The 14,909-nt window shown below is 70.6% G+C and carries 10 protein-coding genes; 3 read left to right on the forward strand and 7 right to left on the reverse strand.

What is annotated here, in order from left to right:
• Positions 1-13: 13 nt before the first annotated feature.
• The 3 genes from OHN19_RS41465 to OHN19_RS41475 all read right to left on the reverse strand — a co-directional run bounded on the left by OHN19_RS41465 (position 14) and on the right by OHN19_RS41475 (position 2,067).
• On the reverse strand, positions 14-832 hold the full coding sequence (locus OHN19_RS41465; RefSeq protein ID WP_330269167.1) for an SAM-dependent methyltransferase: 819 nt from the start codon (positions 830-832) through the stop codon (positions 14-16).
• Positions 833-943: 111 nt separating this feature from the next.
• Complete coding sequence (locus OHN19_RS41470) at positions 944-1,195, reverse strand: DUF397 domain-containing protein (protein WP_330269168.1); 252 nt, start codon at positions 1,193-1,195, stop codon at positions 944-946.
• Positions 1,192-2,067, reverse strand: coding sequence for a helix-turn-helix transcriptional regulator (locus OHN19_RS41475; RefSeq protein WP_330269169.1), 876 nt, complete (start codon positions 2,065-2,067; stop codon positions 1,192-1,194). The genes OHN19_RS41470 and OHN19_RS41475 overlap by 4 nt, the downstream gene beginning before the upstream one ends.
• A gap of 306 nt (positions 2,068-2,373) precedes the next feature.
• Here OHN19_RS41475 and OHN19_RS41480 point away from each other — a divergent pair, with 306 nt between their 5' ends.
• The gene (locus tag OHN19_RS41480) at positions 2,374-2,772 is read left to right on the forward strand and encodes an ATP-binding protein (RefSeq protein ID WP_330269170.1); all 399 of its coding nucleotides are present in this window, start codon (positions 2,374-2,376) and stop codon (positions 2,770-2,772) included.
• 67 nt (positions 2,773-2,839) lie between these two features.
• Here OHN19_RS41480 and OHN19_RS41485 read toward each other — a convergent pair whose 3' ends face one another.
• Positions 2,840-4,147 carry a GAF domain-containing SpoIIE family protein phosphatase gene (locus tag OHN19_RS41485; RefSeq protein ID WP_330269171.1) on the reverse strand — a complete coding sequence of 436 codons (1,308 nt, stop codon included), beginning with the start codon at positions 4,145-4,147 and terminating at the stop codon, positions 2,840-2,842.
• 164 nt (positions 4,148-4,311) lie between these two features.
• Here OHN19_RS41485 and OHN19_RS41490 point away from each other — a divergent pair, with 164 nt between their 5' ends.
• Both OHN19_RS41490 and OHN19_RS41495 read left to right on the forward strand, forming a co-directional pair.
• Complete coding sequence (locus OHN19_RS41490) at positions 4,312-5,124, forward strand: SAM-dependent methyltransferase (RefSeq protein WP_330269172.1); 813 nt, start codon at positions 4,312-4,314, stop codon at positions 5,122-5,124.
• Between the two features lie 156 nt (positions 5,125-5,280).
• Positions 5,281-6,486 carry a glycoside hydrolase family 88 protein gene (locus OHN19_RS41495; protein ID WP_330269173.1) on the forward strand — a complete coding sequence of 402 codons (1,206 nt, stop codon included), beginning with the start codon at positions 5,281-5,283 and terminating at the stop codon, positions 6,484-6,486.
• 42 nt (positions 6,487-6,528) lie between these two features.
• On the opposite strand, the gene OHN19_RS41500 is transcribed toward OHN19_RS41495, so the two are convergent.
• From OHN19_RS41500 to OHN19_RS41510, 3 genes are all read right to left on the reverse strand, one after another.
• Positions 6,529-7,782, reverse strand: coding sequence for an alginate lyase family protein (locus tag OHN19_RS41500; RefSeq protein WP_330269174.1), 1,254 nt, complete (start codon positions 7,780-7,782; stop codon positions 6,529-6,531).
• Complete coding sequence (locus OHN19_RS41505) at positions 7,779-9,422, reverse strand: glycosyl hydrolase family 28-related protein (protein ID WP_330269835.1); 1,644 nt, start codon at positions 9,420-9,422, stop codon at positions 7,779-7,781. Before OHN19_RS41505 ends, OHN19_RS41500 begins: the two co-directional genes overlap by 4 nt.
• Positions 9,423-9,631: 209 nt before the next feature.
• A complete protein-coding gene (locus OHN19_RS41510) occupies positions 9,632-14,827 on the reverse strand; it encodes a family 43 glycosylhydrolase (protein ID WP_330269175.1) in 5,196 nt (1,731 codons plus the stop codon).
• Between the last annotated feature and the right edge of the window lie 82 nt (positions 14,828-14,909).

Genomic DNA, 14,909 nt, shown 5'->3' on the forward strand with positions numbered 1-14,909 from the left:
ACGGTGGATCGTGTCACGGCTTGATGCCCACCCCGGCCCACGCGCTGACCTCGGCGTCCGTCGGTTCCGCAGCCGTGCCCCGCGGGTCGTCCGGGCGCCAGCGGTGGGTCAGGGAGATGCCCGGGTCGAGCAGGTCGAGGCCCGTGAAGAAGCGGGCCACCTCCTGCTTGCTGCGCACCTGGGCCCGGGTGCCCGCGGCCGCGTAGATGCCGACGAGCTTCTCCCACAGCTCGGGGGCGAAGTCGCCCGTGCAGTGGCTGACGGCGAGCGCGCTGCCCGAGGGCAGGGCGTCCAGGAGGCGGGAGACGGTGCCGTACGGGTCCCAGTCGTCCGGCACGAAGTGCAGGATGGCGTTGAGGGACAGGGCGACCGGACGGTTCAGGTCCAGGGTCTTGGCCAGCTCGGGGGAGTTGAGGATGGCCTCGGGGTCGGTGAAGTCGCCCTGGACGTACGCCGTGCGGCCCTCGGGCGTGTTGCGCATCAGGCGCTCGGCGTACTTGAGGACCAGCGGGTCGTTGTCGGCGTAGACGACCCGCGCCTCGGGTGCCACGGACTGCGCGACCTGGTGCAGGTTCGGCTCGGTGGGGATGCCGGTGCCGATGTCCAGCCACTGGCGCACGCCGTACTCCCGGGCGAGGACACGGGTGGCGCGGTGCATGAAGGAGCGGATCTCGCGGGCGCACGTGAAGATGCCGGGGTAGGTGGCCGCGACGGTCTCGGCCGCCTTCGTGTCGACGTCGAAGTGGTCCTTGCCGCCGAGGTAGTAGTCGTACATCCGGGCGGAGTGCGGCCGGCTGGTGTCGATCTCCCGCGCGGCGTGCGAGTCGTTCATCCTGTCCCTTTCAGGTGGTGTGCGTGGGGGTGTCGGGCAGGTCGCTGCCGGGGCAGGTCCGGCTCGGGTCGTGGGTCGGTCGGCCGTCGGACGGTCGACCAGGGGCCGGGGTCAGCCGGCTGTCAGATGGTCGGCGAGGCCCCGCTTGACGCCCGCGACGAACGCGGCGATCTCCTGCGGGGTGTAGATCAGCGCGGGTCCGGCCGGATCGGTCGACTGCCGCATGGCCACCCGGCCGTCGGCCAGGAGCTTGGTCTGCACGCACTGGCCGCCGTTGGGACCGCTCCACGGCGACTCCCAGCCCTGCTCACCGAGTTCGGTGGCCGGCATCCCGTTGTAGACGTGACAGTCGGTGCTGGTCATGAGTACTCCTTGCGCATGCGGTTCAGGAGCGCCTTGCTGTCCGCGTCCGAGGTCAGCAGGGACATGCGGTTGTGCGCCTCCAGGTGCGCCGCCACGTCCGCGCGCTGGTCCAGGTACATCGCGCCGGAGAGGACCTCGGTGTAGACGATGTCCGGCAGCTCCGGTTCCTCGAAGCGGAAGTACGTGAACGGGGCGCACGCGCCCACGTGGGCGCCGGCGGTGAACGGCACCACGTCGACGCTGACGTGCTCCAGCTCCGCGACCTCCAGGAGCCGTTCGATCTGCTCCCGCATGACCTCGGGGCCGCCGACCACCCGGTGCAGAACGGCCTCTTCCATGACCACCCACAGCGTGGGCGCGTCGGGTCTCTCCAGCAGGCTCTGGCGGCGCAACCGCAGGTCCACGCGTCGGCCCAGGTCGTCGTCGGCCTCGTTCGGGAAGCCGCCGCGCAGCACTCCGCGCGCGTACGCGTGGGTCTGGAGCAGCCCTGTCACATAGTGCGGCTCGTAGGTGCGCAGGGTCCTCGCCCCGGCCTCCAGACTGACGTAGGCGCTGAACCAGTTCGGGAGCACGTCCCGGTAGGTGTGCCACCAGCCCGGTTCGTTGGCCCGCTCGGCGAGCACGACGAACTCGTCGATCTCCTGCCGCTCGGCCCCGTAGGTCTCCAGCAGCTTCTCCACGTACAGCGGCTTGAGCGCGACCTCCGCCTTCTCCAGACGGCGGATGGTGAGCGAGGTCACCCTGAGCGCCTTGGCGGCGTCGTCCAGCGACCTGCCCGCGTCCTGCCGCCGCTCCTGGAGACGCCGGCCCAGGATCATGCGCAGAACGGTGGGGGCACTGGTGCCACCCGTGCCCGTACGGCCTTCGCTCACGTCCTGACCTCCTGAGGGGCTGTCACCGGCACGAGTCTGACAGCGACTTGATGACGCGACCAGATCGATACCGGCTGTCTGAAATTATCAGGGAGCTGGTTGCAGGTTGAACTTGGGTGCGAGCATGATTACTTCTGTGACCCGTGCCGCCGAACGCGCGCACGCGACGCCAACCGCCCCTACCCTTCGGCGGGTTGGCAACCGACTCCGACCCCCGATGCGTCTCGCCCGGCCGCGCCGCCGCCCCCACGGAAGGCCAACACCGTGTCCCCCCACACGACTTCGTCCCCCCAGCTGTTAGACGCCGTGGACCAGGAACGAACCCACTGGATCGAACTCCCCGCGCACCGCTCCAGCGTCGGGGTCGCCCGCCGCTCCGTCGGCACCCGGCTCAAGTCCTGGAGCCTGCCCGGTGAACTGTGCTCCGACGCGGTCCTGCTGCTGTCGGAACTGGCCACCAACGCGGTGTGCCACACCCTCAGCGTCCGCATCCTGTGCGGCATCGGGATGGTCACCGAGGGGATCCTCCGGCTGGAGGTGCACGACCACGACCACTCGGGGCCCCGACTGCGCCGGTGCCGGGCCGGGCTCGACGACGAGGGCGGACGCGGACTGTTCCTGGTGGAGGAACTCGCGGACACCTGGGGGGTCGACCGCTCCAGACTCACCGGCGGCAACGCCGTATGGGCGAATCTGACGGCCTGAACCAACCCGTGATCGGAGTGAGCAGCGGCCTGAACCAACCCGTGACCGGCGTGAGCAGCGGCTTGAACTAACCCGTGATCGGAGTGAGTTCGGCGAGCAGCAGGGTGCGGTCGTCCGCCCCCGCCGGGTCGGAGGCGGCATGCAGCAGCCGTCGGCACAGGGCGGGAAGCGGGTCCTGGCCGACGGCCGCCGCGTCGAGCGCCCCGGCGAGGCGGGCGATCTCCTGGTCTATGTCGGCGTCCCGGGACTCGACCAGGCCGTCGCTGTAGAGCACGAGCAGGGCCGGGTCCTCGATGCTCAGCACGGTCGGCTCGTAGCTGCCCGCGCCGAGACCCAGCGGCAGGCCCGCGCCGACCAGGGCGACCGGGGCGGTCCGGCCGTCCGGGCCGCGCAGCAGCGGGGGAGGATGCCCGGCGCCGACCAGGGTGCAGGTGCGGTTCCGCGCGTCCCACTCGGCGTAGATGCAGGTCGCGAAGGAGGCGCCCGGCGTCTCACTGGCGAGCGCGTCGAGCCGTCGTACGAGATCGGCGGGGGGAATGTCGAGGCCCGCCAACGTGCGTACCGCGGTGCGCAGTTGGATCATCGCCACGGCCGATTCGGGGCCGTGGCCCATCGCGTCCCCGACGATCAGGCTGACCCGGTCGCCCGGGCGTCTGAGCACGTCGAACCAGTCCCCGCCGATGATCGAGCCCTGTCCCGCGGGCAGGGACCCGTGAGCGATGCGGCAGCCCTCGACCTCCTGGATGGTGCCCGGCAGCAGGCTGTTGCGGATGGCGAGGGCGGTACGGCGCTCGTGCTCGTAGCGGCGCGCGTTGTCCAGGGCGACCGCGGCCCGTGCGGCCAGCGACTCCACGGCCGCGATCTCCGCGGTCAGGAACGGCCCCCTCCCCGGCCCGCGTGAGCAGGCGACGAAGCCGATCGCCCCGCCCCGCAGCCGCAGCGGCACCACGAGGAACGAGCGCGTCTTGAGGAGCTCGCCGATCCGCGTGTCCTGACCGGCGGACAGCGCGAGCCGTTCGGCCGTGTGCTCGTCGACCGAGTCGAGCAACTGCGCGTGTCCGTCGACCAGGGCACGGGCGTAGGGGGTCGCGCGGGGGAAGACGAGCACCTCGCCGACCGGCAGGGTGCGTTCCCAGGACTCGGGGGCGTCCGTGCCCACCCGGAGGGCCAGCCGGCGCGCCTCGATCTGGGCGGGGTCCGCGCCCGCGTACGTGGTCTCCTCGCGGCGCCAGCGCTCCAGCAGGTACAGGGACGCCGCGTCGCAGAAGCCGGGCGTCAGCGCGTGCACGACATGGCTGCCGGTCAGCCCCAGGTCGAGTTCCGATCCGATGACGTCGGCCGCGGGCGAGAAGGGCGATCGCCGGGGCGGGGGCACGGCGGTGGGGGTGTCCTCGGAATGTCGGTGCGGTTCGTTCCGCAGGGTCGTGGGGCCTTTCCGGGTGGGGGTCCGGGCGCCCGGCGGGGGACCGCTGATCGCCAGGCTTACCACGGCAACTATATGATGAGGCGTCAAGTACCCTGGTGGGAAAGGACGTTCTGGTGACCGACTTGGATGCTCTGCCGCCAGGGGCCGATCCGGACAAGGCGAGCGTAGCCCGGATGTACGACGCGATGCTGGGCGGGGAGCACAACTTCGCCATCGACCGGGAGGCGGTGGCGGCCGTCACCGCCATCGACCCCCAGGTGCGGATGCTCGCCCGGGCCAACCGCGCCTTCCTCGGCCGGGCGGTGCGTCACCTGGCCGGAGCCGGGGTGCGGCAGTTCATCGACCTCGGCTCGGGGATCCCCACGCAGGGCAACGTCCACGAGGTGGCACAGGCGGCGAGCCCGGGGGCCAGGGTGGTCTACGTCGACAGGGACCCGGTGGCCGTCGCCCACAGCACCACCCTGCTCGCCGACAACCCGCACGCCGACATCGTCGACGCCGACATCCGGCGGCCCGCGGATGTCCTGTCCTCGCCGCAGGTGCGCAAGCTGATCGACTTCGATCAGCCGGTCGCCGTGCTCATGGTCGCGATCCTGCACTTCGTCACGCGGGAGGAGGACCCGGCGGGCATCGTCGCCGCCTTCCGGGACGCCCTGCCGGCGGGCAGCTGGCTGGCCCTGTCCCACGCGACCGACCAGGACCGCCCGGACACGGCCGCGGCCGTCACCCAGCTGTACCGCTCCCGCGCCACCTCACCGGTCACGGTCCGCTCCCACGACGAGATCCGGGACTTCTTCACCGGCTTCGACCTGGTCGAACCGGGCCTGGTCCACGTCCCCCTGTGGCGCCCGGACGCGGCCGAGGACGTCCCGGAGAACCCGTCGGAGTTCTGGGTGTACGCGGGGGTCGGACGCAAGAGCGACTGACCGCGCGAACCGGCCGCGAGAGGGGGTGACCGTGACACGTGAACGCCTGATCGCGTTCACGTTCTTGAACATCACTCACGTGGGTGTACAGCCGTGCCCGCGCTGTGTCACGCTCGACCAACTCCCGTGCCCCCCGACCGAGTTGGAGGCGTGAGCATGACTGTTTCCCGCCGTACCGTTCTGGCCACGGCGACCGGTGCCGCGGTGGCCGGAGCCTCCTCGACACCGGCTGTCGCCGCACCGAACCCGCGGACGCTCCGCGCGGCCGCCGACTACGCCGTCGAGAAGCTGCGCGCGGTCGCGCCGACCGTGACCGCCTTCCCCGTCGGCACCAAGTTCGAGAAGTGGACCTACTCGCAGAACGGCGACTGGGTCGGCGGCTTCTGGCCCGGCACCCTGTGGATGGCGTGGCTGCACAGCGAGGACGACGACTTCCGCACCTGGGCCCTGGCCTCCGCGGCGAAGCTGGCTCCTCGTCAGTACGACACCGGCACCCATGACCTGGGCTTCCTCTTCTACCCGTCCTGGGTCACCGCCTGGCGGCTGACCGGCGACGAGACCTGGCGGGCGGGTGCCCTGCAGGCGGCCGACTCCCTCACCCGGCGCTACAACCCGCGCGGCCGCTTCATCCGGGCCTGGGGCGCACTCACCGATCCGAAGAACGCGGGCCGGGTCATCATCGACACGATGATGAACCTCGACCTCCTGGCCTTCGCGAGCCGGGAGACCGGCGACAGCAGATACCTGGACATCGCCACGGAGCACGCCAGGACCGCCCAGCGGGTCTTCCCGCGCCCGGACGGCTCGACCCCGCACGTCTACGACTTCGACCCGGACACCGGGGCACCGCTCGGCCCGGACACCGTCCAGGGCTACAGCCCCACCTCCTGCTGGTCGCGCGGCCAGGCCTGGGGCGTCTACGGCTTCACCACCATGTACCGGCGCACCGGGAACCGCGAGTTCCTGACCACGGCCCGCAGACTCGCCGACTTCGCGATCGGGGCGCTCGGCGCGGACCACGTCCCGGTGTGGGACTACCGCGCGCCGCAGCAGCCGTACGACATCAAGGACGCGTCGGCCGGCGCGATCATGGCCTGCGGTCTGCTCGACCTGTCCGCGGCCACCGGGCGCGGCTCCTACCGGGACGTGGCGCTGCGCCTGCTCACCGCGCTGGCGGAGACGTGCCTGACGCGGAACTCGGCCCGCGCGGAGGCGGTCGTCGCCCGCTGCACCCGCAACCGGCCGAACGAGGACGGGATCGAGATCTCGCTGCCGTACGCCGACTACTACCTGCTCGAAGGCATCCTGCGGGTGCTGCGGCCGCAGGACCTCGACCGGGCCATCGACCTGTCGACGTCCTGACGGCACTCGGCACCGGAATCGCTCACCCGGTCCCGGCGCTGCTCACCCCGCGATGGAGTCCAGCTGCTCCGCCGCCGGGCGCAGGGCCCACAGGTCGCCGCCGGGCGGTGCCTCCAGTCGCGGAACAGCCGTGCGGGCCCGTGCGTCACCCGCGTCGGCGGCCGCGTGCACCACGTCGGTGGCCGCGTACCGGAGGAACTCCAGCTCCGGATGCGGCCAGGGGGCGTCCCCGGTCGCCGCGGGCAGCAGATAGTCCACCGCCCCGAACAGGCTCTGCCCTTCCGGGCCCTGATAGGCCCACAGATCGACGCCGACGTGTCGGCCGATGGCCGCGAGCCGGGTGTAGGCGACCAGGTCGAAGGTCGAGTAGTGCCAGCTCCGGGTGCGGGTCAGCTCCTGGGGCTGGCTGCCGTCCGCCGCGATCTGCGGTGCGATGCGTCTGCTTCGGGCGTCCAGCACCGTCCGGCGGGCCAGTGCCCTGTCGCCGGTCGCGTAGGCGAGGCCGGCGAGCAGCAGGTCGTAGAAGGTGCCGTGGTTGTTGGCGGCGGCGCCCTCCTGTCTGCCGAAGTCGCTGTCCTTGAGCCAGCCGAGGAAGTCGCTGTTCCACCGCGCCATGCCGGTGCGGTCCTTACGGCTCCACCCCGGTGCACCGGTGTTCAGGAGGGCGATGGCGTCGATCACGCTGGTGTAGGACTGCGAGAAGTCGATGATGCCGATGGCGCGGCCGTCGTACTTGCAGGGGATGAACTGGGCGTGCTCCAGGTGGGGGTTCATCCGCGTGGCCGGATCGAGGAACCAGGTGCGCAGCACCTGCGCGGCCTTCTCGGCGTACTGCTTCCTGCCGGTGTAGTACCAGGCGAGGGACAGGTCGTAGGCGGAGTCGAAGGTCTTCTCGACGTCCTGGCGGTCGGTGCCGGAGTCGACCTCGGGATTGCGCTCGCCGTCGCGCTGCACATAGGGGCAGCCCCACGGGTTGTCGGAGGTCGGGGACTGCGACGGCCACCAGTACGGTGCCTGGCTGAGGTAGTCGTGGACATCGCCGCCGGGGGCGGGCCGGGGCTTGTCGACCACCGTCCAGGGGCCCTGGCCCAGCCACTTGTCGGCGCGCGTCGTCAACGCCCGGACCGCCGCGCGCAGTTGCGGATCACCCAGGCGCTTCTTGGTGTGCTGGAGACGGGCGCCGTCAAGGACCGCGGTGTCCGGGACCGTGGTCTGTGCCGCGACAGGAGTCGTCAGGCCGGACGTGAAGGCGGCAAGGGCCGTCAGGAGCACGAACCACCGGGAGCGCGCGCTCACCGGACCACCCCCTTGAGCCCGCGTTGGGCCTCGTAGAGGTTCCGCGGCCGCACCGCCCCCGGGCTGCCGTACAGCTCAAGGCGCGTGTGCAGATCGCCCGCGAGGTCGGGCACGTCGATCTGGTCGAACTCCGTGACCTCGTCGATGCCGACCGTCGCCGAGTACGGCGCCAGACCGTCGATCTTCACCAGCCCCGCGCGGCCGTTGGTGACCCGGACGTTCCAGTGGGTGAACCGGGCGCCGAACAAGGGCCCCGCGCTGGCGTCCCCGCCGTGGCGGCCGTTGTTGTTGAGGGTGATGTCGGTGCGCACATTGGCGAAGGGCAGGCCGCGATGGCTGTCGAAGGTGCCCATCCGCATGTCGCCGCGCGACCAGACGTTGTACGACGACAACCCCTCGACGTTGATGCCGTGCAGCTGGGTGCCCGCGGGCGCCGGGCTGGTGCGTTCCTCGATCGTGAAGTCCTCGACGAGGTTGTCGTGCGAACCTTCACGGCAGAAGTAGGGGTGATGGGAGCCGCGGCCCGCCACCCGCGTGCGGCGCAGGGTGCACGCGGAGGCGGCCACCAGACCGAATCCGTTGTCGACATGACGGACCGTCACGTCGTCGACCCAGCAGTCGTACGCGCACTGGAGCACGACGCCGTTGTGCCCCTTGTCCAGCAGATGCGGCTGCTGCGGGGTCTCGACCGCCTCCAGGGTCAGCCCCTCGACTCCCGCCCCGGTCAACTCGGGGACGTGCGTGGTCAGTTGCGGCTGCCACTCCGGACGCAGGTCGAGCGGCAGGGGGCGTTCGAGGGTGAGCTCGCGGCCGTGCACGCGGGTGATGCGGACGGGCCACTCGTAGGGGACGTACGACGTCAGCTTCGTCTTGTCGTCCCAGAAGTAGGCCTCGGGCCCCGGCCCGCCGCCGCACATGTGCTCCAGGAGGGTGTGGTCGCCGTCGTCCGCGAGCCGCAGCAGGACCAGGGCGCCCGGACGTAGCGCGGAGGCGTCGGCGACCCGCACCCTCCAGGCGCCCTGGCGGGCCGGAGCGATGGTCGTGAGCGTCCGCCACTCGTCGCGCCGGTTGCCCGTCCAGCCCTCGAAGGGCCACGCCCTGGCCCGGATCGCCGTGACGAGGGACTCCCAACGGGCCCTGGGCGCCAGCCAGATCAGACCTCCGGCCCATGACCAGGACGACTTGTCCCCGCCGTAGCGCGAGCCGTAGGTGCCGATGAGCTCGGTGAGGTTCTTCGTCGCGTACAACGTCGTACGGCCGCTGCCGGCGCCCTTGAGGATCACGTTCGAGCGGTCCACGCGGATGACGTCGTCGATACGGAACGTGCCCGGCGGGATGGTGACCGTGCCACCGCCGGCCCTCCCGGCAGCGGCGATGGCACGGTTGATCGCGGGAGCGGAGTCGGTGGAACCGTCCGCCACGGCGCCGAAGTCGCGGACGTCGGCGACGACTCGCCTGCGGGGGAAGCGTTCCGCCCCGGCGTGGCAGCCGGCTCGTCCGACGTAGGGGATCTGCGGGTGGGTGCAGGGGGTGCGGCTGTACTCCCGCCACAGGGGCGTCGGTCGGGCTGCGGACGCGGTCCCGGCGGTCAGGGCCACGGCTGCGGCGCTGCCCAGCAGTGATCGCCTGGTCATGCCCATGACATTGAACTCGTTCATGTGGATCGCCCTTCCCATGCTTTTTCATGGATGTGAACGATGTTCATGAGTGCGTTGAGCGGTGAGCATGCCACGACGCTGTGCTGGGCGAAAGAGGTTGCGCAGAGGTTAATGGGTCAGGTCCCTGAACCCCTGCACCAGCGGAGCCCCGTCGACAGGGCGCGCTGTCGACGGGGCTCCGTGGAGGGGGACTACCGCCGGCCGCTGCCGACGGCGACCAGGCCGCTGACCTTCGCGCCGGTCAGGTTGTCGTAGACGACCTCACCGCCCGCCTTCCCCCAGATGCGGAGGCGGAAGGTGTCCGGGGCGTCGGTGGCGGTGACCCGGAAGCCGTACCCGCTCCTGCCGTTGACCGTGCCGGAGCCCTGGTAGACGGCCTGGGAGCCGGTGACGACCAGCCAGTCGGAGCCCGTCGAGCGGAACTTCAGCCTGGCCGGGCCGAAGTCGAAGGACACCTCGCCCACCGGTGTCACGGGGCCCGGAAGGTAGGCCGCCGCGAAGGAGAAGGCGGCCTTGCCCGTCAGGTCCGGTCCGGCCGGGTAGGCGCCGGCCGGGGAGCCGATGACACCGGCACCGAGCGCCGGACCGGCGGAGCGGTCGTACACGATCAGCTCCGGGAGCGTCCTGCTGTCCGAGGCTCCGTCGTCGTCGGTGACCGTGACCACCGGGCGGCGGATGCCCGCCCGGGTGTACAGGTGCTCGGCCCTGCACCCGGTCGCGGTGACCGTGCCGGGCTGCGGTGGGCCGCCGTCCTTCCAGTCGACGGTGCAGGTGTGGGTGTCGCTCGCACCCGCGTCGGTGAACCCGGCCGTGACGACCGCGCGCTTGCCGACCGGCACCGGTTGCGGACCCGCCGCGGAGGTGATGACGGGCGCCGCGTTGGCGACCTTCACGGTGGCCGTGTCGTGGCTGCGACCACCGGTCAGCGTGACCGTGAAGGTGCCGTTGTCGGTGCAAGCGACGCTCGTCCGGGCGGAATCGGGGTCGGAGAAGGTGCAGGGCGCACCCGCCTCGACGGTCCACTTCGGGCTGCCCGCCCCGGAGAGGGTGCCGTGCAGCGCGATCGCCTCGCCCTCCTTCCCGCTGCCGTCCGCACCGGCGTGCACGACGCTCACCGGGTCGATGCTCGTCAGCGTGGGCACGACCTTCTTGATCAGGCCGTCCGCGTCGAACTCCAGCTTGTCGACGGTCGTTTCCCGATGTGTGCCGTCACCACCGGGGATCGCGAACCGGTGGTAGGCGATGTACCAGTCGTCCGTGTTCGGCACCTGGACGACCGAGTGGTGGCCGGGTCCCTTGATGCCGAGCGAGAGGTCCTTCTCCAGGATCACGCCCCGCTTGGTCCAGGGGCCGGTGGGGGAGGGGCCGGTGGCGTAGGCGACGCGGTAGTTCTCGTCGCGGGTGTCGTTCTCCGACCACATGAAGTAGTAGGTGCCGCCCCGCTTGACGACGAACGTGCCCTCGTTGTAGCCGCTGGGCGTGATGTCCTTCATCTTCGTGAGGTCGAGGGACGTCATGTCGGCGTTCAGCGGCGCCACGTAGGCGTGCCCGTTGCCCCAGTAGAGGTACGACTGCCCGTCGTCGTCCGTGAACACGGCCGGGTCGATCATCTGGCCGCTGAACTGGCCCGCCTTCAGCAGCGGTTGACCCAGGGCGTCCTTGAACGGACCGGTCGGCGAGTCGGAGACGGCGACACCGATGTTGGCGTCGGCGCAGAAGTAGAAGTAGTACTTCCCGTCCTTCTCGGCGATCGTCGGAGCCCAGGCCCTGCTGTCCGCCCAGGAGACGTCCGGGCCGAGGTCGAGGATGACGCCGTGGTCCTTCCAGTGGACCAGGTCGGTGGAGGAGTAGGCCTTGAACTGCGTGCCGTTCCAGCCCTCGAAGCCGTCGGTGGTCGGGTAGAGGTAGAAGGTGTCGCCGAACCGCACGATGTTCGGGTCGGCGTTGAGACCGGGCAGCACCGGGCTCTTCATGACGACCGCCGAGACCGTCCAGGTGCGCTTCCTGCCGTCGGACCCGGTCACCTCGTAGGTCACCGGCTTGCTGAAGTCCTGCACGCTGCCGGAGGCGGGGCTGATCGCCGCCCCGTGGGCGAGGGTGAACTCCGGTGCCAGCGCGGTGAGATCGGTGCCCTCCTTCATCGGCAGCGTGACCTTGCTGTCGGCGTTGTCCACGATGGCGTCGACCTTGAGCGCCGGGTGCGTGGCCTTCGCTATGCCCGCGGTGTTGCCGCTGAGCTCCATGACCTCGGCGGCGGTCAGGGCTCGGTCGTAGACGCGGAAGTCGTCGACCTCACCGCCGAAGGACGGGTCGCCCGCGTACAGGGACCTGCCGATGTAGCCGCTGTAGTCCTTGTGCGCGTCGTACAGTTCGGACGGCTTGATGGTGGTCGTCGTACGGGCCGCCTCGACGCCGTCGACATAGAGGACCAGCGCGCCGGTCGACCCGTCGAGGGTGACGGTGACGTGCCGCCACTCGCCCGGGGTGAGCTGCGAGCCGGCCGTCAGCTTCGACTCCGCCGACCAACTCGCCTTGGTGATCGCCGAGTAGAGGCTGTTGCCGCCGTTGGAGGGCGTGGCGAACAGGTACTTGTCGCTGTCGGGACCGAGCCCGAACAGCCACTGGAAGCTGCTGCCGCCCTTCCACTTGGCGTACGTCGACACGGTCACGCTGCCGGCGTCCTTCAGCACGCCGTTCGGGATCTTCACGTACGGCGACCCCGTCGCGTCTCCCGACATCTTGAAGGAGCCGTCCTCGACGCCGGTGCCGAAGGCGGGCGTACCGACGTAGGTGCCGTGGTAGCCGTGACCGCTGGAGTCGGTCGCGATGTTTCCGGACGTCTCGTCGAAGCCGTAGTGCAGCAGCAGGTCGGCCGGTACGTCGGGGCCTTCCTCGGACACCGTGACCTCGGCCCGGACCGGGATCGCGGCGCCGTCCGGCAGGCTGCCGGTGACCGTGAAGGTGCCGGCCTGCGCGTACTCGGACGCAGGAACGTCCTCCCAGGTGACGGCGACGGGACGCTTGACGCCGTCCGCGTAGGTGGCGATCACCGTGGCCGGCAGGACCGGTGCCTGACCGATCCGGGTCTTCACCTCGATGCCCTCGACGCTCTGCACGAGCTGGTCCGGCTGGTAGGACCGCAGCAGCCGGTCGTACTCGGCCTGGGTGACCGGCAGGACGGTGCCGTGGCGGGGCCTGGCCGGCAGGTCGTAGTCGGCCACCGGGGTCCACTTGCCGGAGTCGAGGTCGGTCGTCTCGAAGGGGAGGTAGCCGCGGCCGCCGAACTCGTCGAGGAAGGCGTACCACTTGTCCTCGGTGTTCGACTTGAAGACCAACGGCCCCTCGGCGGCGCTCATCGCGCCCTTGCCTATGCCCTCCGCGACCGCGGTCCACGAACCGAGGATCGAGTCGCTCTTCTCCTCGAAGATGAACTTGCTGTTGGGCGTGGAGGAGGTGTTGTTCCGCTCGTCCTTCGACAGCCGGTAGTAGGTGCCGTCGTGCTGGATCATCGTGGAGTCGATGACCGAGTAGCCGCGGTCGACCCAGACCCTGGGCTCGCTGAAGGTGTAGAAGTCGCGGGTGGTCGCGTACATCATGCGGTTGTACATGTCGCCCGAGTGCGCGTCGTTGTCGTACAGCTTCGACGCCCAGAAGACCACGTACTCGCCGAGCTTCGCGTCGTAGAACGCCTCCGGCGCCCAGGTGTTGCCCGCGCTGTCGGGGGAGACCTTGACCAGCCGCTGGTTCGTCCAGTGCACCAGGTCGGTGGACTCCCAGACCATGATGGACTTGCTGCCGGTGCGCTGGGAGGCGTCCCAGTCGCCGTTGCCGTAGATCCTGAGGTCGGTGGCGATCTGGTAGAACTTGTCGCCCTCGGGGGAGCGGATGATGAACGGGTCGCGCAGGCCCTTCTCGCCGAGCGTGGAGGTCAGCACCGGCTTGCCGTCGTTCAACTCCCGCCATTTGAGCGGGTCGTCGCCCTTGCTGAGCGCGGCGTAGAGCTGCTCGCCGTCCGAGGTGCCCTCGCCGGTGAAGTAGCTGAACATGTAGCCCTTGAGGGCTTCCTCCGCCGGGAGTTCGCGGACCTTCGCGGTGAACGTGCGGGTCGCCTTCGCCGCGCCCTTGGTGACGGTGGCGGTCAGTTCGACGCTTCTCGGGCCGTCGCCGTGCGCGGGGCGGTGGACCACGCCGTCGTCCCCGATGACCGCTTGGTCGCCGGAGGACCAGGAGACGGCCGTGCCGTAGTCGCCCTTGGACGGGAGGGTGAGGTTGCCCCGCACGTCGTCGACGTTGTGGACGGTGAGGTTCTCGGTGGCCTTGTCAGTGGCCGTCCGGTCGTCGAAGTCCGGCAGGACCGTGACGTCGAAGGTCTTGGAGTCGGTCGCGGAACCCTTCCTCAGGGTCGCCGTGAGCGTGGCGTGGCCGTCGGGCTCTCCGGCGGCGGGACGGGTCACCTTGCCCGCGTCGGACACCACGCCGGGGTTGTCGCTGGCCCAGGTGATCGTCGACCCGCCCGCCGCGCCGGACTTCGGCAGGACGAGGTCGGCAGTGACCGCGCCGGTGTCACCGAGGGTCAGCGCGGCCTTGTCGGCGGCGACGCCCTCCGCGGCGATCGGCCGGGTCAGCTCGTCGACCTCGGCGGGGGCGAGGGCGCGGTCGTAGACGCGGAAGTCCCGGATACGGCCCTTGAAGAGCTTGTCGCCCGAGTAGAGGGACTTGCCTATGTAGTTGGCCTTGGTGGTGCCGGAGCCGATGGAGCCGGGCGTGATGGTGACCGAGGTGTTGCGGCCGACCTCGACGCCGTCCTCGTAGAGGATGCCGGTGGTACCGGTCTGGGTGTAGGTGAGCTGCTTCCACACCCCGCGGGCCAGGTTGTGCGAGTCGCCGGGCCTGGTGTTCTGCTCGGTCGACCAGTTGCCGCTCGCGATCGCGGTGCGCAGGGAGTTGCCGGTGGCGAACAGGTACCCGTCGCCGTTGCTGCCGCTGGAGTTGCCGAAGCCGTAGACGAAGTACGGCGCGCTCTGCGCCGGGTCGATCAGCACGTCCGTGGAGACGGTGATCGAGGCCATGCCCTTCATGACGTCGTCGGGCACCTTGACGTAGGTGTCGGAGCCGTTGAAGGCGAGCCCCTGCCCCGGGTCCGACCAGTCGGCCGTGCCGTTCACGGTGCCGTCACGGCTGTGGCCGGAGGCGTCCGGGACGGTGCTGCCGGAGGCGCCGTCCATCTTGTACCAGAGGGCCAGACCGTCGGTGACATCCACGGGGTCCGCCGCCCGGGCGGGGACCGTGGGGGCGACCAGGCCCAGGAACAGTGCCGCCGCGGTCAGGCCGGTGAGGCGGCCCGCCCGGCGTCTCGCGCGGACGCGCGGACGTGCGAAGTACGTCATGTGGGGTTTCCCTGCTGAGGCATGGCGGGGCCCCGGCCGAGAGGCATGGCGGGGCCTCGACCGAGGGCACCCTGCCGTTTCG

The organism is Streptomyces griseorubiginosus, assembly GCF_036345115.1.
Classification (GTDB): Bacteria; Actinomycetota; Actinomycetes; order Streptomycetales; family Streptomycetaceae; genus Streptomyces; species Streptomyces griseorubiginosus_C.